21 protein-coding genes are annotated in these 23,958 nt (G+C 69.0%); 11 read left to right on the forward strand and 10 right to left on the reverse strand.

The annotated features are described in order from the left end of the window. Positions 1–7: 7 nt before the first annotated feature. Positions 8–412: a hypothetical protein gene (locus AC0685_RS24285; protein WP_340687656.1), complete on the forward strand. Its 405-nt coding sequence runs from the start codon at positions 8–10 to the stop codon at positions 410–412. A gap of 43 nt (positions 413–455) precedes the next feature. Next, positions 456–920: a DUF2127 domain-containing protein gene (locus AC0685_RS24290; protein ID WP_478227632.1), complete on the forward strand. Its 465-nt coding sequence runs from the start codon at positions 456–458 to the stop codon at positions 918–920. A gap of 9 nt (positions 921–929) precedes the next feature. Here AC0685_RS24290 and AC0685_RS24295 read toward each other — a convergent pair whose 3' ends face one another. From AC0685_RS24295 to AC0685_RS24325, 7 genes are all read right to left on the reverse strand, one after another. After that, complete coding sequence (locus AC0685_RS24295; RefSeq protein ID WP_478227633.1) at positions 930–1,628, reverse strand: PP2C family protein-serine/threonine phosphatase; 699 nt, start codon at positions 1,626–1,628, stop codon at positions 930–932. Positions 1,629–1,856: 228 nt separating this feature from the next. Further along, a complete protein-coding gene (locus AC0685_RS24300; RefSeq protein ID WP_478227634.1) occupies positions 1,857–2,678 on the reverse strand; it encodes a hypothetical protein in 822 nt (273 codons plus the stop codon). A 44-nt stretch (positions 2,679–2,722) separates the two neighbouring features. Then, a complete protein-coding gene (locus AC0685_RS24305) occupies positions 2,723–4,570 on the reverse strand; it encodes an ArnT family glycosyltransferase (RefSeq protein ID WP_478227635.1) in 1,848 nt (615 codons plus the stop codon). A 3-nt stretch (positions 4,571–4,573) separates the two neighbouring features. Then, complete coding sequence (locus tag AC0685_RS24310; RefSeq protein ID WP_478227636.1) at positions 4,574–5,824, reverse strand: bifunctional glycosyltransferase family 2/GtrA family protein; 1,251 nt, start codon at positions 5,822–5,824, stop codon at positions 4,574–4,576. Between the two features lie 74 nt (positions 5,825–5,898). Next, entirely contained in the window at positions 5,899–7,749 is a 1,851-nt protein-coding gene (locus AC0685_RS24315; RefSeq protein WP_478227637.1) for an ArnT family glycosyltransferase, read from the reverse strand. A 4-nt stretch (positions 7,750–7,753) separates the two neighbouring features. Then, positions 7,754–9,286: a sensor histidine kinase gene (locus AC0685_RS24320; RefSeq protein ID WP_478227638.1), complete on the reverse strand. Its 1,533-nt coding sequence runs from the start codon at positions 9,284–9,286 to the stop codon at positions 7,754–7,756. 156 nt (positions 9,287–9,442) lie between these two features. Continuing rightward, entirely contained in the window at positions 9,443–11,455 is a 2,013-nt protein-coding gene (locus tag AC0685_RS24325; protein WP_478227763.1) for a fatty acid desaturase, read from the reverse strand. A 568-nt stretch (positions 11,456–12,023) separates the two neighbouring features. Here AC0685_RS24325 and tig point away from each other — a divergent pair. From tig to AC0685_RS24355, 6 genes are all read left to right on the forward strand, one after another. Continuing rightward, the gene (gene tig / locus AC0685_RS24330; protein WP_340687664.1) at positions 12,024–13,394 is read left to right on the forward strand and encodes a trigger factor; all 1,371 of its coding nucleotides are present in this window, start codon (positions 12,024–12,026) and stop codon (positions 13,392–13,394) included. A 171-nt stretch (positions 13,395–13,565) separates the two neighbouring features. Beyond that, on the forward strand, positions 13,566–14,168 hold the full coding sequence (locus AC0685_RS24335; RefSeq protein WP_016332353.1) for a ClpP family protease: 603 nt from the start codon (positions 13,566–13,568) through the stop codon (positions 14,166–14,168). Positions 14,169–14,196: 28 nt separating this feature from the next. Further along, on the forward strand, positions 14,197–14,868 hold the full coding sequence (locus AC0685_RS24340; RefSeq protein ID WP_340687665.1) for an ATP-dependent Clp protease proteolytic subunit: 672 nt from the start codon (positions 14,197–14,199) through the stop codon (positions 14,866–14,868). Between the two features lie 218 nt (positions 14,869–15,086). Continuing rightward, positions 15,087–16,382: an ATP-dependent Clp protease ATP-binding subunit ClpX gene (clpX, locus tag AC0685_RS24345; protein ID WP_016332355.1), complete on the forward strand. Its 1,296-nt coding sequence runs from the start codon at positions 15,087–15,089 to the stop codon at positions 16,380–16,382. Between the two features lie 118 nt (positions 16,383–16,500). Beyond that, entirely contained in the window at positions 16,501–16,881 is a 381-nt protein-coding gene (locus AC0685_RS24350; protein WP_478227639.1) for a hypothetical protein, read from the forward strand. Between the two features lie 76 nt (positions 16,882–16,957). Next, positions 16,958–17,878 carry an anti-sigma factor RsbA family regulatory protein gene (locus AC0685_RS24355; protein ID WP_478227640.1) on the forward strand — a complete coding sequence of 307 codons (921 nt, stop codon included), beginning with the start codon at positions 16,958–16,960 and terminating at the stop codon, positions 17,876–17,878. A gap of 2 nt (positions 17,879–17,880) precedes the next feature. Here the strand turns inward: AC0685_RS24355 and AC0685_RS24360 are convergent, their stop codons facing one another. Both AC0685_RS24360 and AC0685_RS24365 read right to left on the reverse strand, forming a co-directional pair. After that, positions 17,881–18,822: an alpha/beta hydrolase gene (locus AC0685_RS24360; protein ID WP_478227641.1), complete on the reverse strand. Its 942-nt coding sequence runs from the start codon at positions 18,820–18,822 to the stop codon at positions 17,881–17,883. A gap of 96 nt (positions 18,823–18,918) precedes the next feature. Beyond that, complete coding sequence (locus AC0685_RS24365; protein WP_478227642.1) at positions 18,919–19,617, reverse strand: TetR/AcrR family transcriptional regulator; 699 nt, start codon at positions 19,615–19,617, stop codon at positions 18,919–18,921. 72 nt (positions 19,618–19,689) lie between these two features. Between AC0685_RS24365 and AC0685_RS24370 the strand changes: the two genes are divergently transcribed. Next, entirely contained in the window at positions 19,690–21,123 is a 1,434-nt protein-coding gene (locus tag AC0685_RS24370; protein ID WP_478227643.1) for a carotenoid oxygenase family protein, read from the forward strand. Between the two features lie 400 nt (positions 21,124–21,523). Here the strand turns inward: AC0685_RS24370 and fdhD are convergent, their stop codons facing one another. Further along, complete coding sequence (fdhD, locus tag AC0685_RS24375; protein WP_478227644.1) at positions 21,524–22,369, reverse strand: formate dehydrogenase accessory sulfurtransferase FdhD; 846 nt, start codon at positions 22,367–22,369, stop codon at positions 21,524–21,526. Positions 22,370–22,470: 101 nt separating this feature from the next. Between fdhD and AC0685_RS24380 the strand changes: the two genes are divergently transcribed. Both AC0685_RS24380 and AC0685_RS24385 read left to right on the forward strand, forming a co-directional pair. After that, positions 22,471–23,832, forward strand: a complete 1,362-nt coding sequence (locus tag AC0685_RS24380) for an L-lactate MFS transporter (protein WP_478227645.1) — start codon at positions 22,471–22,473, stop codon at positions 23,830–23,832. Continuing rightward, positions 23,829–23,957, forward strand: coding sequence for an MFS transporter small subunit (locus AC0685_RS24385; RefSeq protein ID WP_340685516.1), 129 nt, complete (start codon positions 23,829–23,831; stop codon positions 23,955–23,957). The genes AC0685_RS24380 and AC0685_RS24385 overlap by 4 nt, the downstream gene beginning before the upstream one ends. The last annotated feature ends 1 nt before the right edge of the window (position 23,958 follow it).

The following is a 23,958-nucleotide window of genomic DNA, read 5'->3' on the forward strand; positions in this document are numbered from 1 at the left end:
GAAGGGCATGGATCACCGCCTGCTCGACCGGCTCCGGGACCTCCACGGCTCCTTGAGCACCGACATCAGCTTCGTCACCCGGATGGTCGAGGAGGACGTGCCGCGCGCCGACGTCCTCCGTGATCTCGGGGAACGGCTCACCGAACTGGGTACGGCACTGCTCCGCCGCTCGGACGACGTCAACGCCGACGTGCTCGCGATGCTGCCCGAGAACGGCTGGCTGCCCGAAGCGGGCGCGCACCACCGGGCGCTGGTCGTGGCCCACCAGGTCGGCGAGCGGCCGCTGCGCTGCGGGCGGATCTATCTCGCCCTCTGCGGTGCGCCGTGCTTCCCCTTCTACGGCAGGGACCTCTCCGGGCGGACCGCCCGCCACGAGCGGTGCCCGACCTGCCGGGACCGCCTGTTCCGGTGACGGCGGCTGCGCGCGGCGGCGGGGTGCGGCAGGGTGAGGTGACATGAGCACCGAGAAGCTGTTCCGGATCGCCATCACCCTGAAGGGGCTCGACGGCGCGTTACAGCTGGTGGGCGGGCTGATCCTGTTGATCGTGCCGGCGTCGGTCATCTCCGGTTTCGCGCACGCCGTCGTCACCCGGGATCTGCTCGGCGACCCCGAAGGGACGCTGGCCCGGCACCTCGAACTCGCCGCCGGTCACTTCGCCGAAGGCCGGACGTTCGCCGTCGTGTACCTCGTGGCGCACGGGCTCATCAAACTCGGCCTGGTCTGGGCGCTGGCGAAGAAGGTGATGCGGGCGTACCCCGTCGCCGCCGTGGTGCTCTCGGCGTTCGTGGTCTACGAGATCTTCCGCGCGATCCACACGCACTCACTCGCGCTTCCGTTCTTCGCCGCCCTCGACGTGGTGATCGTCGTGCTGGTCCTGCGTGAGTACCGGCAGCTCAAACGGGATCGCGTCGCGGCCTGACCGCCCGGTTCAGGCCGCGACGCGAAACTTTTCCGTGGTGACCTCCGCGCCGGGCGGATCCACCACGAGCGCGGTGGCGTTGTCGGAGCCACCGAGCGAGACCGCCGTCCGCACCAGCTCGGTGGCCGCCCTGTCCGGCATCCCGAGGATGTCGAGCATGGTCGGGCCGCTGAGCGTCTTGTGCACACCGTCGCTGGTGAGCAGAAGTCCGCCGGTCGTGACGCTGGCCGTGCCGATCTCGTGCGCACCGGCCGTGCGGACGCTGGTGGTGACGACGTGTTCCATCCGCGGTGTCACGGGTTGTCCGTGGTCGCGGAAGTACTGCGCGAGCGTATGGTCCTTCGTCACCTGCCGCACGGTGTAACCGTCCCAAGCGTACGCCCGTGCGTCCCCGACCCACGCGATGCCATACCCCTCGTCGGTCCGCACGGCCACGACGAGGACGCAGTCACCGGTCTCGCCGAGGGCGAGCACAGCCCGCTGAGCTGCGAGAACGGCCCCGGCCGCCCCCTGGTCGACCGGTGTCCTTGCCGCCGCTGAGGCCGCCGTCCGGGCCGCGCGTGCCGCGTTCGGGTGATCTCCGACTCCATCGGCCAGCGCGAACACCATCCCCCTGCCGCCCGGGGCCGCGTACGCCGCGACGGCGTCCGCGTTGTGCTCGCGCGGCCCCCGCGCGCTCGCCGTGTGCCAGTGTGGAAGCTCCCTCATGGTCTTCTCCTCACCCCTGGGTGATTCCCTGCCCACTTCCAGGATCCGCCTGTTTCCTGTGGACGACCTGAGGGTTCGGTGTCGGGCGGCTGTCGGTCACGCGTCGTGTGCGGCCGGGCCCCTTCGCCGGGACGAAACCCGTAACTCGCGTGCTTGGCGGCGTAACTCGGGTGCACGGCGTCTGATCACGCGAGTTACGCCTCCAAGCACGCGAGTCACGTGGCCAGATCAGCGCAGTCGCGTGATCAGCGTCCGCAGCCAGCTCTCCGCCATCGCCGGTTCCTTCCGCAGATGCCGCACCAGCAGGTCCCGCCCCGCCTTCGAGCGCCCCGCCTCGACGATCGCGACCGCCTCGGCCAGCCCCCGCAGCCGCTTTTCCGAATGCTCCGGCGCGCGGCCGTTCTCGTCCGACCAGCGCGGCCGCGGGAACGACGCCGTGAGCTTGGGCTGGGTGTTCCCGAAGTAGAGCCAGACCGGCTCGTCGAGCGAGATGTTCCGCACGGCGTGCGCGGGCAGGTCGGCGGGCCAGGTGAACTGCCGCTGCCAGCGGAAGGCCGACGGGCTCGTGTCCTCGCGGATGGTGATCCCGAGGAACCGGAGCCGCCCGCGGATGATGCTCCAGGCCTCGCGTTCATCGTCGATCCACCTTCGCAGCAGTCCGTAGAGCCCGGTGAACGTCTGTCCTGTGTAGACGAGGTCGACGAACACCTTCGGCCGTCCGCGCGCCAGGTCGTGCGGGCTCAGGCCCGCCGAGGCGAGATATCCGCGAAGGGTGTCCACATCGGACTCCGGCAGGCCGTCCCAGGTGCCCGCGAACGACAGCGGCAACTGGTGGATCCTTTCCCGCCAAGGGGTTCCGCTCAGCAGGTCGTGCACGCTGTCCGCGGAGCGCCCGACGAAGTACAGATCCGCGTCACCGGCGCGGGCGATCACCTTCGCGGCGCATTCGATCAGCTCGTCCAGAAACCACAGCGTCGGCTTTCCGGCGCGCTCCAGTAGCGTCCCGAGCTGGTCGGGGCGCACGAGATCCCAGCGGTACGGCCGATTCACGCCGTCCAGGATTCCCGTGCGCCCCAACCTTTGTCGACGCATTTTCAGGAAAGCAGGTGGTACACCGTCTGCTCGCCGATCGTGGTGGCGGTGAAGTTCTCGGCGACCCATTCGGAGATCTCGTTCGAGCCCCCACCCGGCCCACCGCCGCGGCCGCCCTCGACGTAGTAGGTGATGTCACCGTTCGCCACGTACTGCTGGAATTCCGCCAGTGTCGGAGCCGGATCCCTGCCGCTCCAGCCGCCGATGCCGATCACCGACTTCCCGCTCGCGAGTTCGAGGTTCGCCGCGGACTGCGAACTCGACGTCGCGGCCGCCCATTTCGTCGTGGTGGCGGCGAGAACGGCCCCGATCTCCGCCGAGGACCCCTCTTCCATGCCCATTCCGCGCTCGCCACCGGTGGCCGGGCCGGAGATCGGGATCGAGCCGGAGTGCGCCTGCGAAGCGGTTTCGACGCCGAACGCGGTGGTGCCGAGGCCGACGGTCAGTACGGCGGCCGTCGCGACGACGGCGACGAGTCGGCGCGCGGGCGGGATACCCACCAGCACGATGGTCGCGGTCAGCAGGCCGAGCCCGGCGATGATCCAGCGCAGCGCGGGCAGCCAGCCGGCGTTGCGGTCCAGGAGGATGTACGCCCAGACGGCGCTGGCCGCGATCATCAGCGACAGGAACACCCGCGGCGTGAGATACGCCCGGCCGCGCCACAGCGAGGTCCCGGAGATCGCCACCACGGCGGCGATCGACGGCGCCAGCGCGACGGCGTAGTACGGGTGCACGATGCCGCTCATGAAGCTGAACACCAGCGAGGTGACGAGCATCCAGCCGCCCCACAGGATCAGCGCGGCCCTCGTCCGGTCGGTGACGGCGGCCCGCCGGGTGAACCACAGCCCCGCGACCAGCCCGATGAGCGCGGCGGGCAGCAGCCACGACACCTCGCCGCCGAAGCTCGCGCCGAACATCCGGGTCAGGCCGCTCTCGCCGCCGAAGCCGACGTTCCCACCGGCCGAGCCGCTCACAGCCCCGTTCGGGCCGCCGACCATCACGCCGCCGCCCATGCCGAAGATCCGGCCGAGGCCGTTGTAGCCCAAGGCCAGTTCGAGCAGGCTGTCGCCGTCCGAACCTCCGATGTACGGCCGGGACTCGGTCGGCCACAGATCGACCAGCGCGATGAACCAGCCGGCTGACAGGACGGTCGAGCCCCAAGCTCCGAGCAAGTGAAGCAAGCGTTTTACCGGCGTGGTCGGCGCCGCGATCAGGTAGGCGAGGCCGAACGCGGGCAGCACCAGGAACGCCTGCATCATCTTGGTCAGGAAGCCGAACCCGACGGCGACGCCGGCGAAGGCCAGCCAGCGCGGGCTCGCCTTTTCGATCGCGCGGATCGTGCAGTACCCGCCGGCGATCAGCAGCAGCGTCAGCAGCGCGTCGGGGTTGTTGAACTTGAACATGAGCGCGGCGACCGGGGTGACGGCGAACGCCGCCCCGGCGAACAGGCCGGCGACGGGTCCTGAGGTTCGCTTCACTGTCAGGTACAGCAGGCCGACCGAGGCGACCCCCATCAGCGCTTGCGGGGCCAGCACGGTGAAACTGGAAAAACCGAAGAGCCGGGCGAACGCCGTCGTCACCCAGAGCGCGGCCGGCGGCTTGTCGACGGTGAGCACGTTCCCGGCGTCGAGTGAGCCGAACAGCCAGGCTTTCCAGTCCTGCGTGCCGGACTGCACCGCCGCGGCGTAGAACGAGTTGCCGTAGCCGGAGGCGGTCAGGTTCCAGAAGTACAGCAGTGCGGTGGCGGCGAGCAGCCCGAAGACGGCCGGCCGAACCCACCGGCCGGGCGGCTTCGTGGCGTTTTCCTCGGCGTGGCCGGGTTCCGCCCGGGAAGCGAGTGCGGTGGTCATGGGTCAGCTCTCCATCTCGGTGGCGGGGCGGCGGAACACCCAGCCGCGCAGCAGCAGGAAGCGCAGGACGGTGGCCGCGAGGTTCGCGAGCACGAGCGCGGTGATCTCGAGCGGCAGGCCGGGGGCCGTCATCGTGTGCAGCAGCGCCAGCGCACCACTGGTGAGCGCGAGCCCGAGGCCGAACACGATGAGGCCCTGGAACTGGTGCAGCCCGGCGCCTTCCCGGCCGCGGATGCCGAAGGTCAGGCGCCGGTTGAGCGCTGTGTTGCCGATCGCCGTCACCAGCAGCGCGACGAGGTTCGCGGCCTGCGCGCCGGTGAACGTCCGCAGCAGCAGGAACAGCACGAGATAGGCGATGGTGCTGGCGACGCCGACGGCGGCGAACCGCACCAGTTGCCGCACCAGGCTGGGTGCCACGCCCGGCGCCCGCACCTGGATCGGCGCGCGGCCCAGCTGCTCGCGAAGGCCGCTGATCGGGATCTGCCCGGTCATCGTCGCCTTGGTCAGCCGTGCGATCCCTTTGAGATCGGCGGTCGCGGTGGCGATGATGTTCACCGACGAGTCCGGATCGTCCACCCAGTCGACGGGGACCTCGTGGATCCGCAGCCCGGCTTTCTGCGCCAGCACGAGCAGTTCGGTGTCGAAGAACCAGCCGGTGTCCCGGATATGGGGGAGCAGCCGTTCGGCGACGTCGGCGCGGATCGCCTTGAATCCGCATTGCGCGTCGCTGAACCTCGCCGCGAGCGTGCCGCGCAGGATCAGGTTGTAGCAGCGGGAAATGAACTCCCGCTTCGGTCCGCGCACCACCCGCGCGCCGCGGGCGAGCCTGCTACCGATGGCGAGGTCGGAATGTCCGGAGAGCAGCGGCGCGACGAGGGGGCCGAGCGCGGCCAGATCGGTCGAGAGGTCGACGTCCATGTAGGCGAGCACCGGAGCGTCCGAAGCGGACCAGACCGAGCGCAGTGCCCGGCCGCGGCCTTTCTCTTCGAGGTGGCGGACTTCGACGTCGTCGAACTCGCGGCTCAGCCGTTCGGCGACCCGCAGGGTGCCGTCGGTGCTGGCGTTGTCCGCGACGGTGATCCGGAACGGGTACGGGAACTGTTCCACGAGATGCGCGCGCAGCCGCCGGACACACGGTTCGAGGTCGGTCTCCTCGTTGTAGACGGGGATGACGACGTCGAGGACGGGGGAGCCGGCCGAGGCGATGGCGGGGCGGCGGCCGGAGTCGGCGCCGGAGAGGATCGCGGTTGTCATGGTGTCAATCTCGGTCGTCGCGCTGAGGTCGCCTTGTGCCCGAGCTGTGCGGTCGCTGTGTCCTGTCACGGGATTCACCGGCTCAGGTCGTAGACGGTGACACCGTCCACAGTGGCCGGTGTGTAGGTGTCCGCGACCCAGGCGGCGATCCGCTCGGCGGCGTCGCTGCCGGTCTCCCCGCGCATCATCATGCCTTCGCCGAGGAAGTAGTGGATCCGTCCACTTCGGACGTAGTGCTGGAACTGTTCCAGTGTCGGAGCCGGATCCGTGCCGTTGAACCCGCCGACGGCCATCACCGGCGCGCCGCTGCCGAGCTGATAGCCCGCCGCGTTGTTGGAGCCCACGGTCGCCGCCGCCCAGGTGTACTTCGCACTGTCCTGCCGGATCAGGGCGGCGAGGTCGTCTCCGGGCAGGCTCGTCCCGAGCAGTCCGCCGGCGCCACCCATCCGCATACCCCCGCCCGTTTCCGGCCCTGCGGAGGGAAGAGCGCCGGAGTGCGGCGTGGCGGCCGTCGCGACGGTGTACGCGCCGGTGCCCGCGAGAACGGTGACCAGAGCGCCGACGGCGACCAGTCGCCTTGCCACGTCGGGCAATCGCGAGGCGAAGAACACCAGAAGAGCGCACAGGAGACCGGACACGAGAATCGCGATCGACAACCCGGGAAGCCACTCGGATCGCCGTGACAGCAGGAGGTACGCCGTCAACGCGGTCAAGCCGATCCCGGCGCTCAGGGTGCCCGCGGCGGCCGGATTCCCTCGCGCGCGCCACAACTGGGTGCTCGCGATCCCGACGAGAGCGGCGACGGCAGGCGCGAGCGCGATCGTGTAGTACGCGTGGATGATGCCGCCCATATAGCTGAACACCACGGCGGTCACCAGGAACCAGCCACCCCAGACGATCAGCGCCGCACGCCCGCGATCGGTGCGTGGCGCGCGGCGGGTGAACCACAGCCCGGCGGCCAGCGCGACGACGGCGGCCGGAAGCAGCCACGCGATCCCGCCCGCCATCTCGCTGCCGAACAACCGGTCCCAGCCCGTGCCGCCCCAGCCGCCGTTGGGGCTTCCGCCGACACTGCCGACCTCGTCGCCGGTGATGCGACCGAGCCCGTTGTAGCCGAAAGCCAGCTCCCACAGGCTGTTCTCCTGCGAGCCGCCGATGTACGGCCGGTCGGCGGCGGGCCACAGCGCGACGACGGCGAGGTACCAGCCGGTTGACAAGAGGGTTGAGCTCAAAGCGCCGAGCAGGTGCAGCAGGCGGCGGCCCACCGGCGCCGGCGCGGCGATCAGGTAGGCGAGCGCGAACGCGGGCAGTACCAGGAACGCCTGCAGCATCTTGGCGAGGAAGCCGAAACCGATGGCGACCCCGGCCAGCGCCAGCCAGCGCGGGCTCGCCTTCTCCAGCGCGCGGACGACACAGTAGGCGCCCGCGGTCAGGAGCAGGACGAGCAGCGCGTCGGGATTGTTGAACCGGAACATCAGCGCGGCGGCCGGGGTGAGCGCGAGGACGGTACCCGCCAGCAGACCCGCCGCCGGACCGGAAGTCCGGCGCACCGCGGCGAACAGCAACGCCACCGAACCGACGCCCATCAACGCCTGCGGCACCAGGACGCTCCAGGAATCGACGCCGAACAGGCGCGCGGAAAGGCTCATCACCCACAACGCGGCCGGTGTCTTGTCGACCGTGATCGCGTTCGCGGCGTCGCTGGAACCGAAGAACAACGCCTTCCAGCTCGCCGAACCGGCCTGCGCGGCCGCGGAGTAGAAGGCGTTGGCCCAGCCGGATTCCCCGAGGTTCCAGAGATACAGGACGGCGGTCGCGAGCAGAAGCGCGGCCACGGACGGCCGGACCCAGCGCGGATCGGCCGGTTTGTCCCGGGCGGGGTGAGCGGTTCGATCGGCTTCGTCGCGGGAGGCGAGGAGGGTCATGGCGTCAGCGTCGGGGGCCGACCTGGGGCGTGGTTGTGCCGAAGCTGTGCACCCGCTGTGAGGAGCCGATCACCGGCAGCCGGACGGCGAACTCGGTGCGTCCCGGACGGCTGTGCACCTCGATCGTGCCGTGATGGGCCACGACGATGGCCGACGCGATCGCCATCCCGAGCCCGGTGCTGCCCGCGGTCCGGGACCGGGAGGAGTCGCCGCGGGCGAACCGCTCGAACACGCTCGGCAGGAGTTCGGGCGCGATACCGGGGCCGTCGTCGGTGACGGTCAGCACCGCGGCCCCGCCGGGCGAGCGGGTCAGCGCGGTGATCACCGTGGTGCCCGGCGGGGTGTGCGTGCGCGCGTTGGACAGCAGGTTCGCCAGTACCTGATGCAGACGCTGGACGTCACCGCGGACGAGCACCGGGCCCGGCGGGAGCCGCAGTTCCCAGCGGTGCTCCGGGCCTGCGACATACGCGTCGCCGACCGCGTCCGCGGCCAGCCGGGTCAGGTCGAGTTCGCCCGCTTCGAGTGGCCGTCCCGCGTCGAGTCTCGCCAGGAGCAGGAGATCCTCGACCAGGGTCGTCATCCGCGCGGCCTCGGACTGGATCCGGGACATCGAGTGAGCGACCTCCGGCGGCGCCAGCGCGCTGCCGCGGCCGGCGAGTTCGGCGTACCCGCGGATCGCCGCGAGCGGGGTGCGAAGCTCGTGGCTCGCGTCGGCGACGAACCGGCGGACCCGGGTCTCGCTGGCGTGCCGTGCTTCCAGCGCCCGCGCGATATGCCCGAGCATGAGGTTCAGCGCCGAACCGACCTGGCCCACCTCGGTCCGCGGATCGGTGTCGATCTCGGGCACCCGCACGGAAAGCGCTACCTGTCCGCGGTCGAGCCGCATGGCCGACACCCGGCCCGCGGTCGCCGCGACCCGGTCGAGCGGCCGCAGCGTGCGCCGGACCGCGAACGCGCCGAGGAACCCGGCGCCGGCGACCCCCGCCGCCGCGACCCCGAACAGGATCCACCGGACGGTGGTCAAGGTGTCCTGCATCGGCGCGAGCGGGAGCCCGGTGACGACCACGCCACCCGGGATCGAGACGGCTTGCACGCGGTAGTCGCCCAGGCCGCCGAGCGTCAGTGTCAGTGGTGGCCGGTCCGCCGGGATCATGAACAGGCCGGACTCCTGCTCGGCCGAGAGGCCCTGGGGAAGTCCTTGCACGGTAAGGACTCCCGCGTACAACACCCGGTCACCGGACAAGCGCACGCTGAGCGTCCCGGAGGCCTGGCCCGGCGCGTTGAGCGGATCGGGACCGAGGCCGTCCTCCGGTGACCGTCTCGCGAAGTCGTGGGCGCGGGCCGACGCGGCCGAGAGCTGATCGTCGATCTGGCGGGTGAGGAACGACCGCAAGGCGATCTCGCCGGCGACGCCGATCACCAGGCAGACGAAGGTGAGCAGCAGCACCATCGAGCCGGTCAGCTTGGCGCGCAGGGAAAGCCGCCCGGGCCGGGGCCACCGGCGCGGGCCGGTGGACGGGGCCGAGCCGGTTGCCATGAGCCGAGCGTGCGCCGCGGTCGTATGCGCGCGTTGTGTCCCGCCTGTGAGCCCGCTGTGTGCTTCTGTGGTGGAGGCCGGTCCGTGAAGGCCTCCTTGCCTACCCTGAGGGTAGTGAAGGAGGCCTTCACTACCCTCCGGCGTCGCTGGGAAGCGTCAGCGGTCGTAGTCCACGCCCAGCTCGGGAGAGGTGGCCACCGCCCGGCAGGTCAGGATCCGCCCCGCCGCGACCTCGTCGTCCCCGAGCGCGTAGTGCACGTCCATCCGCGCGCTGCCCCGCACCACCGTCGCCCGGCAGGTGCCGCAGGCCCCGCCGATGCACGCGTACGGCGCGTCGACGCCGTGCCGGAGCGCGGCGCTGAGCACGGTTTCGCCCACCGTCGCGGGGATTTCGGCGGTCTTCCCGCCCGCGGTCACCGTCAGCGTCGGGCCCGGCCGCCGTGAGGGGCGGACGGGAAGCGCGCCCTGGAACAGCTCGAAATGGACGTTCTCCTCGGGCACGTCCCGGTCCGCGAGGGTCCGGCGGGCCATGTCGACGAGGTCGCGCGGGCCGCACAGGAACCACTCGTCCACCTTCGCCGGGTGCAGCCGCGACTGCAGCAGCGCGCGGAGACGGGTGCCGTCCAGGCGGCCGCGCTGGTAGCGCTCGTGCGAGATGGCGAGCGCCTCGCCCACGATGTCGAACGGCCTCTCGAGTCGTTGCGCGCGCAGGTCCGGGTCGCGTTCGTCGGTGCGGTAGTGCACGACGTGCAGCCGCCCGCCCAGCCGCGCGGCGAGGGCACCGAGTTCGTCGGCGAACATCGTGCTGGCGCCGGAGGTGTTGATGTAGAGCAGGGTCGCCTTGCTGTTCGGCTCGTCCTGCAAGGTCGCGGTCAGGATCGACAGGATCGGCGTGATCCCGCTGCCCGCGGCGAGCGCGACGTACCGGCCCGCGCGACTCCGCGCCGGGGTCAGCGTGAACTCGCCGTCCGGGGGCAGGACGTCCAGCGCGTCGCCCGCCGCGAGTTCCGTGTTGGCGAACGTCGAAAACGCGCCGCCGAGCTGATGCTTGATCGCGATCCGCAGCACACCGGAGTCCGGCGTCGAGCAGATCGAGTAGGCGCGCCGCACCTCTTCGCCGTCGACCTCCGCGCGGATGACGAGGTGCTGGCCGGGGGTGAACCGGAAGGTCTCCCGCAGCCGTTCCGGGACGTCGAACGTCACGGTGACGGCGCCCTCGCACAACGGCCGGACCTCGGCGACCCGCAGCGAATGGAACCGGCTCGGCCGCCGGGGCTGCGGTGCGGGCGGTTCCTCGTCGAACGAGCCGGTGAGCTGACGCCATTCGCGATACTCCGACGACGTCAGATCGCGGCCCCACGGGGTCGCGATCGGGACGTCCCTGGCGAGGTACGCGTCGCGGTTGTCCCGCCACGTGCGCAGGTACCGGTAGAACGGGATCGCCGGGTGGAGATGGTGCACCAGGTGGTAGTTCTGGCACAGCATGATCGGTGTCATCAGCCATTCGAGCCCGACGCGGACGCGCGTGGCGCCGAACCGGTTCTGCCGCCGCGCGCCGAGGTCGTGATGCGGCAGCCAGTCGAACCACCAGGCCAGCACGGCCAGTCCGACGCGTTGCGGGATCAGGTAGACCATCAGCAGTTCCCAGCCGTGACCGCTCACGGTCAGCCAGGCGAACGCGGCGAGGCTCAGCGTGACCACGGCCGCGGTCTCGGCCCGCTCCGACGGCGGCCGCGTGCGCTGCCGCGCCACGTAGAAGCGGGCGTACCAGAAGTCGATGGTCAGCCAGCGCAGCGGCAACTGCCACCAGGGGCCGTGCGCGGTCCAGGCGTCGGGATCGGTGTGGGCGTCCTCGTTGGTGTTGCGGTGGTGCTCCAGATGGATGTACCGCACCAGGGGGAAGGAGCCGTAGGCCGCCACGAACGGCATCGCGAGCCTGCCGAGCAGTTCGTTGACCCAGGTGAGCTGCCCGGCCGCGTGGTGCGTCGACTCGTGCAGCACGGTGAACATGGTGAAGGTGACGAGCGCGTGCAGGGGAATGGTCACCCAGAGCGGCCCGGTCTCGTTGACGACCAGCCAGGTGGCGCCCGTCCAGACCATGGCGCCGCCGATGAACAACAACACTGTCGGCACCGAGACCACCGGCAGCGGAAGACGCGGGTTGGGCACGCCGCGTCTCAGTCTTCTCTCGGGTGATTCCCCCGTGTCCTCGGACCGGGTTACGGCGACGGTCATCGATCGTTCCCCTCGGTCGATGCTACCGGGACAAGCTGTCACACCGTAGACAATTAGTATTGGTTTGTAAACTTCATCCGATCGCCGAAACGCCTCGTCATGGCGCCCGATGGTGAAGCGTGGCACGCATCCGTGTCCAGGAAAGGGTCGGTTCGTAACAGAGAAGAACCGAAAACTGGTCCGATCGGGTGGTCGGTGGGTGGTTCGCCGGACACGCCCCGAAAGCTCTGCTGGGCATGGTGACCGAGCACGAGGCGGTGGTGATGGCCCCGGGAACGGACCGGCGAGCGACACGGCACGGGCGGACGCGGCCGAGTACGACCCGGTACGAGGCCGATCCGCCCGCACCGCCGGGAACCACCTGGATCACGAACCCCATCGAACAGACCCACAGGACACGGCCTAGACTCGGTCGGCCCGGTCTGCAAGGTGACCAGGGCACATCCGCCGTCGACGACATGCGGATGCTCAAACACATCGTTTACCGCTCGAGGAGAATACGTTGAAGAGCACCGTCGAGCAGCTCAGCCCGACGCGAGTCAAGATCAATGTCGAGGTGCCGTTCGACGAGCTCAAGCCGAACTTCGACCGCGCCTACCGCAAGATCGCCCAGCAGGTGCGCATCCCCGGCTTCCGTCCGGGCAAGGCGCCGGCTCGCGTGCTGGAAAGCCGGATCGGGCGAGCCCCGGTGCTCGACGAGGTCGTCAACGAGGTCATTCCGGCCAAGTACATGGAAGCCGTGCGCGCGGGCGAGGTCCGCACGCTGGGCCAGCCCGAGTTCGAGGTGACCAAGCTGGAGGACCGTGAGGTCCTCGAGTTCACCGCCGAAGTCGACATCCGCCCGGAGATCTCGCTGCCCGACCTCGAGGGCTTCTCGGTCAGCGTCGACGACGTCGAACTGACCGACGCGGAGGTCGACGAGCAGCTCGACGAGCTGCGCGCCCGGTTCGGCACGCTCACCGGTGTCGACCGCCCGGCCGAGAACGGCGACTTCGTCTCGATCGACCTCGCGGCCACCGTCGACGGTCAGGAGGTCGAGGAGGCCTCGACCACCGGCCTGTCCTACGAGATCGGCTCCGGCCAGCTCGTCGACGGCATCGACGAGGCGATCATCGGCGCGAACGCCGGCGAGACCAAGACCTTCACCACGAAGCTGGTCGCCGGCGAGCACACCGGCAAGGACGCCGACGTCACCGTCACCGTGCAGACCATCAAGCAGCGCGAGCTGCCCGAGGCGGACGACGAGTTCGCCCAGATGGCGAGCGAGTTCGACACGATCGACGAGCTGAAGGCCGACCTTCGCGAGCGGCTCGGCCGCGTCAAGAAGATGCAGCAGGGCGTCCAGGCCCGCGACAAGGTCCTCGAGGAGCTGCTCGAGCGCACCGAGGTCGCGATCCCGGAGAAGGTCCTCGAGGCCGAGATCGAGAACCGCAAGCACGACGCGATCCACCCCTTCGACCACGACGAGGCGCAGTTCGCGAAGGCGCTCGAGGCCGAAGGCCGCACGATCGAGGAGTTCGACACCGAGGTCCGCGAGGAGTCGGAGAAGGCGGTCCGCACGCAGCTGCTGCTGGACAGCATCGCCGACGCCGAGCAGACGTCGGTCAACGACGGCGAGCTCACCGAACGGATCATCTACCAGGCGCAGCGCTTCGGCGTCAGCCCGGACGAGTACGTCCAGCGGGCGCAGCAGTCCGGCCAGCTGACCGCGATCTACGCCGACGTCCGTCGCGGCAAGGCGCTGGCCTCGGTGGTCCGCAAGACCACCGTGACCGACGCTTCCGGCGCCACGGTCGACCTCGAAGAGCTCTTCGGTCCCGCAACCGAGGAGACGCAGGTCACCGAGGAACCCGCGAAGACTGCGGCCGAGTAGGGAATATCCGGTCCGTCCGAAACGGACCGTAAAGCTGTAAGCGAACTTGGGCGGTGTCAGGCATTCTGCACCGCCCAAGTTCGTTAGGGTCGGTTGCAAGATCTCAAGCATCTGGACATACGCGGCGGCGAAGGTTCCACCCGCCGCCGTCGGCGAAAAGGCAGGCATGACGTGACGCAGCACACGCCCCAGGCGCGGACCGGTACCGCAGGGCTCAACCTCACCGACTCGGTCTTCGAGCGGTTGCTCCAGGAGCGCATCGTCGTCCTCGGCTCCGAGGTCAACGACGAGGTCGCCAACCGGATCACCGCCCAGTTGTTGCTGCTCGACGCAGACGACTCCGAGTCGGACATCCGCTTCTACATCAACTCGCCCGGTGGCTCGGTCACCGCGGGTTTCGCGATCTACGACACCATGCAGCTGATCCGCCCGGACGTCGCGACCTACGCGATGGGCCTGGCCGCGTCGATGGGGCAGTTCCTGCTCTCCTCCGGCACGCCCGGCAAGCGGTACGCGCTGCAGCACGCGCGCATCCTCATGCACCAGCCCTCCGCGGGGGTCGGCGGTACGGCCTCCGACATCGCCATCCAGGCCGAGGTGTTCGGCAAGTGGAAGCAGGAGCTGGCCCGGATCACCGCCGAGCAGACCGGCCAGACGGTCGAGCAGATCGTCAAGGACGGTGACCGCGACCGCTGGTTCACCGCGCAGGAGGCGAAGGACTACGGCTTCGTGGACCAGGTCCTCACTCGTGAGAACCCGCTTCCCAACAGCTGATCCGCGCCCGGCACACAGGAGAATTTCAATGAACGACTTCCAGCTTCCGAACGGGTCGCAGGTGCCCGGGATGCAGTCGCGGCTCCAGCTGCCGCAGTCGCGGTACGTCCTGCCCTCGTACGTCGAGCGCACGAGCTACGGCATCAAGGAATCGAACCCGTACAACAAGCTGTACGAAGAGCGCCAGATCATGCTCGGCGTGCAGATCGACGACGCGTCGGCGAACGACGTCATGGTCCAGCTGCTGCACCTCGAGCACGAGGACCCGGACCGCGACATCATGATCCTGATCAACTCGCCCGGTGGCTCCTTCACCGCGCTGATGGCGATCTACGACACGATGCAGTACGTCCGCCCCGACATCGTCACCATGTGCATCGGCCAGGCCGCTTCGGCCGCCGCGGTGCTGCTGGCCGCCGGTACCCCCGGCAAGCGGTTCACCCTGCCGAACTCGCGTGTGCTGATCCACCAGCCCGCCACCGAGGGCACGTACGGCCAGGTGTCGGACCTGGAGATCCAGGCCAACGAGATCCAGCGGGTGCGGCGCCAGATGGAGGTCATCCTGGCGAAGCACACGAACAAGGACGCCGACGAGGTCAAGAAGGACATCGAGCGCGACAAGATCCTGACGGCCGACGAGGCCAAGGCGTACGGGATCGTCGACGAGGTGCTCGAGTACCGCAAGGCTTCGAGCAGCTGATCGCGGGAGGGGACCGGTGCGTGTCGGGAGACGACACGCACCGGATCCCTGGTCTATGGTCAGCTTCTGGCGTGCTCAGATGTGGCGTTGGTTCTCCCGCCGACGGCATCGGGCGGGTACCGTCAGTGGCAGTGTGTGAGGCTCCGAGCGGTCATCCGTGACCGGGGCGGTAAGACAGTCAGGCGCATATCGCGCCGGAGGGGACGAGGTCAACGGCCATGGCACGGATCGGTGACGGCGGCGACCTGCTGAAATGTTCTTTCTGCGGCAAGAGCCAAAAGCAGGTGAAGAAGCTCATTGCCGGCCCCGGGGTCTACATCTGCGATGAGTGCATCGATCTCTGCAACGAGATCATCGAAGAGGAACTGGCCGAGGCCGGTGAGGTCAAGCTCGACGAGCTGCCCAAACCCGCCGAGATCCACGAGTTCCTCGAGCAGTACATCATCGGCCAGGACGACGCGAAGCGGTCGCTGGCCGTGGCGGTGTACAACCACTACAAGCGTGTGCAGTCCGACGACAAGGCCGGGCCCAAGGATTCCAAGGACGAGACCGTCGAACTGGCGAAGTCCAACATCCTGATGCTGGGCCCGACGGGCTGCGGCAAGACCTATCTGGCCCAGACCCTCGCGAAGATGCTGAACGTCCCGTTCGCGATCGCGGACGCCACGGCGCTCACCGAAGCCGGGTACGTGGGCGAGGACGTCGAGAACATCCTGCTCAAGCTGATCCAGGCGGCGGATTACGACGTCAAGCGCGCCGAGACGGGCATCATCTACATCGACGAGGTCGACAAGATCGCCCGGAAGTCGGAGAACCCGTCGATCACCCGCGACGTGTCCGGCGAGGGTGTGCAGCAGGCGCTGCTGAAGATCCTCGAGGGCACCACCGCGTCGGTGCCGCCGCAGGGCGGCCGCAAGCACCCGCACCAGGAGTTCATCCAGATCGACACGACGAACGTGCTGTTCATCGTGGCAGGCGCGTTCGCCGGGCTGGAGAAGATCATCAACGAGCGGGTCGGCAAGCGCGGCCTCGGTTTCGGCGCGGAGATCCGCACCAAAGCCGAGATCGACGAGAGCGACATCTTCTCCGACACCATGCCGGAGGACCTGATCAAGTTCGGGTTGATCCCGGAGTTCATCGGCCGCCTCCCGGTCGTCGCGACGGTGACCCACCTCGACAAGGACTCGCTGGTCAGCATCCTGACCACACCGCGCAACGCGCTGGTGAAGCAGTACAAGAAGCTCTTCGAGATGGACAACGTCGAGCTGGAGTTCACCAAGACCGCGCTCGAGGCCATCGCCGACCAGGCCGTGCTCCGCGGCACCGGCGCCCGTGGCCTGCGCGCGATCATGGAAGAGGTCCTGCAGCCGGTCATGTACGACATCCCCAGCCGCGACGACGTCGCGAAGGTCGTCATCACCGAGCAGACCGTCCGCGAGAACGTGAACCCGACGATCGTGGCGCGTCAGCCGTCACGCCGTCGCAGCAGCGAGCGCGGCGAGAAGTCCGCCTAGAGAACGCATCTTTGAAAGTACGCTGTCGTCACCGACGCCCCGGCCGGATCCTTCCGGCCGGGGCGTCGGTTTCTCCGGCCCGGTCTGGCCGGTGACCGGACCGGGATAGGATGCGAAGGTGCCGCTGACTCCCACGAAGGACGAGAACGAGGCTCCCGAGCTGGCAGCCGCGAGTCCGCGCGAGGTCAGGGGACTCGTCGAGCTCACCGAACGCATCGTCGTCGGGGCCTACCGCGGGCATCCGTGGATCCCGCGCGCGCTGACGATCGCGCTGGGCGTGCTGGTGGCGACCTGCCTGGTGGCCGGTGTCGTGCGCCTCTCGCCGCTGCCCCTGATCCCGCTGCCGTTCTTCGCCGTTTCGGCGTACGCGCTGATCCGCGTCAAGGCGGCGCGGAGCGCGGAGGCGAACCAGTCGCTTGTCGCCTGGACCGGCCTGTTCACCGGTGCGACGCTCGCCGGATTCTGGTTGATCTCGATGGCGGGACGCTGGCTCGGCTGATCGGGCCTGGCACTCTTTTTCGATCTCCCTCCGTTAGCAGGGTTTCAGAACTCTCCGAACGGGGTAAGACGACTCTGTGACAGTCACTGCGGGTCCCTTCTCTCATGTGGGCCTGCTCTACTCCGGTGACTCCGAGTACCTGGACGGTACGATTCCGTACATCCTGGAGGGCTTGAAGCACGACGAGCCTGTCGCGGTGGCCGTGCCAGGCCGGAACCTGGCCCTGATCGAAAGGGCGTTGGGGGATTCCGCCGCCGAGGTCGAACTCATCGACATGAGCGAAGCGGGCCGGAATCCGGGCCGCATCCTTCCCTGTGTGCTGCTCGCGTTCGCGGACAACCGGCCGGGGCCGGTCCGGATCATCGGCGAGCCGATCTGGGCGGGCCGCTCGGCCGTCGAGTACCCGGCGTGCGCGCAGCACGAAGCGCTGATCAACTTCGCCTTCGGTGACCGCGACCTCAGCATCCTGTGCCCCTACGACCGGACGCGGCTCGAAGACGACGTCCTCGCCGACGCCGAGCGGACCCATCCGACCCTGTCCGGTGCCGGCGGAGATCGCCCGAGCGCGGGCTACGCGCCCGACGCGGTCGTCGAGAAGTACAACCTGCCGCTGCCCGAGCCGCGGTCGGCCGACGCGTTCCGCTTCGACCTCGGCAGGCTCGCCGCGGTGCGCAGGTTCGCGCAGACCAGGGCCGAAGAGAGCGGGCTCGCCCAGGACCGGGTGGAGGATCTCGTGCTCGCCGTGGCGGAACTGTCCGCCAACAGCGTGCTGCACGGTTCGGGCCACGGTGTCGTCCGTGTCTGGCGGGACGAGGGCCACGTGCTCTGCGAGGTCATCGACGAAGGCACCTTGAGCGATCCGCTGGCCGGCCGTCGTCCCGCTTCGCCGGGACAGCTCGGCGGACGTGGCCTGGTGCTGGTGAACCAGGTCGCCGACCTGGTCAGGCGGTACCTCAGACCGGGGTCGACCGTGACCAGGATCTACTTCCGCGTCTGAATTCAGGCGTGCTTCGGGACGTGCTTGCCGAGGAACGCGATCAGGCTCGGCACGACCGTGCGGTTGAAGGTGTCGCCGTGCTTGCCGCGCGCGGTGTGCGCGACCACGGGACGCGCTTCGGAGATGAACTTCCGCACCCCGCCGATGAACGGGTCCTCGGTCCCGCACCAGATGCCGGTCGGCACACTCTTGGTGACATCGATGTGGCGCAACGGATCCAGTGAGCCCCAGTCGGCGGCGTCACGGAACGCGCGCCGTTTGCTCATCTCGGCCCACGACGTGATCAGCGCGGGCGCGAGCGCCGCGACCGCGGCGGGCGGACGACGGCGTTCCAGGCGGCGCCGGGTGTACAGCAGCGCGCCGAAGCCACCCATCGAAAGCCCGGTGGCGGCGAATGGCTGCCCGTCCCGGCCGCCGAGGCCGCGTGCGGCCAGCCAGCGAGGGACCTCTTCGAGCAGCATCGCCATCGGGTTGTCACCGGGCTGGTTCTCGTGCCAGTAGTGGTCACCGCCGTCGACGGCGACGAAGCCGAACGGGGGGACCGCCTTGCGCGCGACGTCGCTGCTGAGCTGCTTGAGCAGCCCGGTCGGGGCCGCGTGGCGGGCGGTGCCGTGGAGACCGTGCAGCATCAGCGACATCGGCAGGCCCTTGGGCGGTGCCTTGGTCGGCAGCATGAGCACGAGATCGACCTCGCGGCCGCGGGCTTCGGAGTAGACGCGTTCGACGCGGGGCTTGCCCAGCTGGGTGGCTGGCGTCGGCGACGCGACGCCGAGTGCCCGCTGGAGCGCTTCGCTGAACGGGAGGGCTCCGGTGGCCGTTCCGGCCGCGAGCCCGGCGACTCCGAGACCGGAGGCGCCGGCGATCAGCACGGAACGACGGCTCAGCCACCGGCGGGCGCCGTCCACCCCCGGCAGCGTCGTGTGCCCCTGGTCGTCCTCGATCACCGATCCCCGTTCCCCCGTGAGCTTCCACCAGGTCAGACGAGCGTTTCCGCTCGAAGGTTGCACGATTCACCGACCTGTGACCGGGGTATCGCCGGATCAGGTGCCGATGTTTCCCTCTTTCGCGCGCCAGGCCTCGATCGAGATCCGCGCGGACCGCGTCGCGGCCTCGTAAGTGTCGCCGAGACCCACGCCGAGGGCGGTGGCCAGGGGAATCAGGATGTGGTCCACACCATTGTCGCCGTCGCCGAAGTGGCCGGCGACCTCCAGCGTGATGTAGCCGTGCACGGCGCTCCAGAGCTGGGCGGCGACCGCGAACTCCGGGGCCGGGCGGAACCGGCCCGTGTCGATCACCCGCTTCGCCGCGCGGACGAGGAAGCCGAACGCCTCGATGCCCTCTTCGCTGGCGTTCTGGCGGGTCTCCTCTTTGGTCATGTCGCCCAGCGCCGCCTTTTGCCCGCTGGGCTGGCTCTGGCCGAAGGCCACCGCGTAGAGCTGCGGGTTGTCCACCACGGTCCGCCGGTACGCCAGCGCCAGGGTGAGGATGTCGGCCACCGGGTCGTCGGTTTCCCCGACTTCGCCCAGATTCGCCGACAGCCGCCGGAACCCCTCGCGCGCGACCTCGTCCACCAGCGCGCCCATCCCGCCGAAATGGGTGTACACGGCCATGGTCGACGCGCCGATCTCGGCCGCCAGCTTGCGGGCCTGGAGCGCCTCGGGGCCGCCGTCCGAGAGCAGCCGGATCGCCGCCTCGATCAGCTTGGCCTTGACCTCGGCGGCGGAGGGTTTCGGTGCCATGCTTGCCAGTGTCTCATAACCCTGTTATAAACGAGTATATAACATCGTTATTCCAGCGCTAGGGGGCCAGTTATGGGCAACAAGTTCCTCGAAGGCAACTTCGCCCCGGTCAGCCGTGAGCACACGATCACCGAACTGCGCGTCACCGGGCATGTCCCGGAGTACCTGGACGGGCGCTATCTGAGGAACGGGCCGAACCCGCTGTCCGAAGTGGACCCGGCGACCTACCACTGGTTCATGGGCGACGGCATGGTGCACGGCGTCCGGCTGCGGGACGGCCGCGCCGAGTGGTACCGCAACCGCTGGGTGCGCCATCCGCGGCTGTCCGGGGAGCTTGGCGAGAGCTGGGGCGGCGGTGTGACCGCGTCCCTGGGGGCCAACACGAACGTGATCGGCCATGCGGGTAAGACCCTCGCGCTGATCGAAGGCGGCGCGACCAGCTTCGAACTGACCGACGAACTCGACACCGTCGGTGCCTGCGACTTCGACGGCACGCTGCCGGGCGGATACACCGCCCATCCGAAGCGTGATCCGGAGACCGGCGAACTGCACGCCGTGTCGTACTTCTTCGGTTCGGGCAACAAGGTCCAGTACTCGGTGATCGACGCGCAAGGCCGTGCGCGCCGCACGGTCGACATCGAGGTCGCCGGCTCGCCGATGATGCACGACTTCTCCCTGACCGAGAAGCACGTGGTCTTCTACGACCTCCCGGTCACCTTCGACAGTGACCAGGCCGTCGCCGCGTCCGTGCCGTCGGTCCTGCGCGCGCCCGCGCGGCTCGTGATGTCCGCGTTGGTGGGCAAGGTGAAGGTGCCGGATCCCTTCGGGGCGAAGCTGCGTCAGCGGATCTCGGGCAACGCGGGCCTGCCGTACCGCTGGAACCCGAGGTACCCGGCGCGGATCGGGGTCATGCCGCGCGACGGCGGCAACGGCGACGTCCGCTGGTTCGAGATCGAGCCGTGCTACGTCTTCCACCCGATGAACGCCTACGACGACGGCGACGACATCGTGCTGGACGTCGTCCGGCACCCGAAGATGTTCGACACGGAACTGCTCGGACCCGCAGAGGGCCCGCCGACCCTGGATCGCTGGACCATCGACCTGACCGTCGGCAAGGTCGTCGAAGAACGCCTCGACGACCAGGGGCAGGAGTTCCCGCGTGTCGACGAGCGTTTGGTGGGACGGCGGCACCGCTACGGCTACTCGGTGTCCACAAGGGACGGATCGGCGTCCTCCGGTGCACTGCTCAAGCACGACCTGTGGAACCGTTCGGTCGCTTCGAGGGAATTCGGTGCGGGCAGCCAGGTGGGGGAGTTCGTCTTCGTTCCGTCCTCTGTGGACGCAGGGGAGGACGAGGGCGTGCTGATGGGCTTCGTCTACGACGCCGCGACGCAGAAGAGCGAGCTGACCATTTTGGACGCGGGGACCCTGGAGACCGTCGGTGCCGTGCACCTGCCGGACCGGGTACCGAACGGCTTCCACGGCAACTGGGTCGCCTCCGAGTAAAGGTCTTCGTGAGTGGTAGGGACGGTTCTAATGGGGGGAAGGGCAAACGTGGCGTGATCGACTCCCTGTCACGCGGGCCGTCTTCGCCGACTTCGTGATGAAATCGCCGCGCTGGACAACAGGGTTCCGGACTGGCTTGCCGGCCGGCTCCGGCGTGACGTGTCCACCTGGGCGGCTTCACGCCGATTGCGCGCCCGATTGATGTCATGATGTCCGCTTCTTGCCGGGGTCGTGAGTGGTAAAGACGGTTAGAACCCGAATCGCCACTCACGACCCCCGCACAAAGCGCCCAAATCGGGCACGCGGGGTGTTTTTGTGTCCTTTGTAGACAGTGGGGTCGCGCTCAGTCCGGCAGGCCGGGCCTCCAGCACGCAGCACGCCACATTTGACCTTCCCCTCTCTAACCGTCCTTACCACTCACGAGGCCGAGCACCCGCTGTTCGCCGCTGTAGAGGTTCATGCTGTCGCCACGCAGGAAACCGATGAGGGTCATGCCGTTCTCGTCGGCCAGTTCCGCGGCCAGCGACGACGGCGCGGAAACCGCCGCCAGCAGGCCGATCCCGGCCATGGCGGCCTTCTGCACCAGTTCGAACGAGGCGCGGCCGGACACCAGCAGTCCGACGTCCGACGCGGGGATCCGGCTCTCCTGCAGCGCCCAGCCGAGGACCTTGTCGACGGCGTTGTGCCTGCCGACGTCTTCGCGGACGACGGCGAGGTTCCCGTCACCGTCGAACAGGGCGGCCGCGTGCAGCCCGCCGGTGCTGGAGAAGACCTTTTGGTGTGCGCGAAGCGTGTCCGGGAGTTTCGACAGTACTCCGGTGCTCACCGCGAACTCGGACTTCTCCGGCGAAAACCGGCTCTTCAGTTTCACCGCGTCGAGCGCGGCCTTGCCGCAGACGCCGCACGAGGACGTGGTGTAGAAGTTCCGCTCGACGCCCGTCTCCGGCGGAGCCACCCCATCGGCCAGCGCGATGTCCAAGACGTTGTAGGTGTTGCGGCCCTGGTCGTCGACGCCGTCGCAGTACCGCGCGACCGCGACGTCCTCGCGCGAGGTGAGCACGCCCTCCGACAGCAGGAACCCGTGCGCCAGTTCCACGTCGTTGCCGGGTGTCCGCATGGTGACCGCGAGTGCCTTGCCGCCGACGCGGATCTCCAGCGGTTCTTCGGCCGCGAGCACGTCGGGCCGCCGTACGTCCTTCGCCGCGGAGATCTTCCGCACCGGACGCCGCACCGTCACCCTGCCCACTTGTCCACCCTTCTGACCGATTGTTCGACACTTGAGTACTGCAACGTCGGGAATTAAGTAATACATTCCCAGTGCACATCCTCAGAGTACGGAGGCGCCGGATGGCTGTCGGCTTCCTGGACCGTTCCCGCATCGTCGCATCGCCGGGCTGGAGCCGCTGGCTGGTGCCGCCCGCCGCGCTGGCCGTCCACTTGTCGATCGGGCAGGCGTACGCGTGGAGCGTCTTCAAACCGCCGCTGGAGAAGACCCTCGGGCTCAGCGGCACGGAAAGCGCTCTGCCGTTCCAGCTCGGCATCGTGATGCTCGGACTGTCGGCCGCGTTCGGCGGGACGCTGGTCGAACGCAACGGGCCGCGCTGGGCGATGTTCGTCTCGATGGTCTGTTTCAGCTCGGGTTTCCTGCTTTCCGCGCTCGGCGTGGCGACATCGCAGTATTGGCTCGTCGTCCTCGGCTGGGGCGGGATCGGCGGAATCGGGCTCGGCATCGGCTACATCTCGCCGGTGTCGACGCTGATCAAATGGTTCCCGGACCGGCCGGGGATGGCGACCGGGATCGCGATCATGGGCTTCGGCGGTGGTGCGCTGATCGCCTCTCCGTGGTCCTCGCAGATGCTGGGCGCGGCGCCGTGGTCGGTCGGAACCGTCGCGACGGCCTTCCTCGTGCACGGCCTGGTCTACGCGGTCTTCATGACCCTCGGCATCCTGCTGGTCCGGGTTCCCGCCGACGGCTGGAAGCCGTCCGGCTGGGAACCGAAGACCGACCACGGCAACGCGATGATCACCACCGCGAACGTGTCGGCGCGCAACGCCCTCAGGACACCGCAGTTCTGGCTGCTCTGGGTGGTCCTGTGCTTCAACGTGACCGCGGGCATCGGCATCCTGGAGAAGGCGTCGCCGATGATCGCGGACTTCTTCCGCGAGACCTCGACACCGGTCGGCACCGCCGCCGCGGCCGGGTTCGTCGCGTTGCTCTCGCTGACCAACATGCTCGGCCGGTTCGTCTGGTCGTCCACTTCGGATCTGGTGGGGCGCAAGAACATCTACCGGCTCTACCTCGGTGCCGGCGCGCTGCTGTACCTGGTGATCGCGCTGACCACCAACGCGTCGAAGCTCGTGTTCGTCCTGTGCGCCATGCTGATCCTGTCGTTCTACGGCGGCGGCTTCGCGACCGTGCCCGCGTACCTGAAGGACCTCTTCGGCACCTACCAGGTGGGCGCGATCCACGGCAGGCTGCTGACCGCGTGGTCGATGGCGGGGGTGCTCGGGCCGCTCATCGTCAACGCCATCTCCGACAGCCAGAAGGCGGCGGGCAAGGTCGGCCCCGACCTCTACACGACGTCGCTGTTCATCATGATCGGCCTGCTGGTCGTCGGCTTCGTGGCCAACGAACTGGTGCGCCCGGTCAAGCCGAAGTACCACGAGCCGGCGTCGTCCGGCGAGCCCGCGAGGAGTGAGGCCCGATGACCGGACAGGCCCCCGAACGCCGCCGCACCGGACTGATGGTCTTCGCCTGGCTGTGGGTCGCGGTTCCGTTCGCCTACGGCGTCTACGAACTGTTCCGGAAGGTCGTCCAGCTCTTCGGCGGCTAAG

The organism is Amycolatopsis sp. NPDC043889 (assembly GCF_056435645.1).